Source organism: Mesorhizobium sp. M7A.F.Ca.US.006.04.2.1 (genome assembly GCF_004022915.1).
Lineage (GTDB): Bacteria > Pseudomonadota > Alphaproteobacteria > Rhizobiales > Rhizobiaceae > Mesorhizobium > Mesorhizobium ciceri.
Genome location: NZ_RZQA01001659.1, coordinates 1 through 437 on the forward strand (window position 1 = coordinate 1; position 437 = coordinate 437).

1 pseudogene is annotated in these 437 nt (G+C 58.8%); it reads left to right on the forward strand.

What is annotated here, in order from left to right:
- Nucleotides 1-192: 192 nt before the first annotated feature.
- Nucleotides 193-437: pseudogene (locus tag EN925_RS39270) on the forward strand (M23 family peptidase); the annotation flags it as partial.

Genomic DNA, 437 nt, shown 5'->3' on the forward strand with positions numbered 1-437 from the left:
GCCGGCTGATTTGAACTGTCATCAGAGGCCCGCAAAGTTCCCGTAAACCAGACATGCAAACGATAACACTTGAGGCCGCGGTTGCGCCAGGTTCGGCGAATCTTCCATGTGCCGCACGCCACCTTGGCTCCCGGCCTTCATTGTCGTACCCTCGCGTCGCAAAGTCAGCGTGTGCAGAGGAGGCGCGTTCGAATGCGGGTTCCAATTTGGCTCCTTTCGACCTTTGTGCTGTTGTTGGCAACATTTCCATCCGGGGTGCACGCTGCCAGCGACAATCCGAAGCTCACGCCACTCGTTGCGGAGATCATCGCTCCCCCGCATGTGATTCCAGGCTCGGACGGCAGGCGTCACATCGTCTACGAACTGGCAGTGACGAATATCACTGGCGGCGATGTCCGTTTCGAGAAGCTCAAGGTCGTCGATGCCGACAGCGGAGC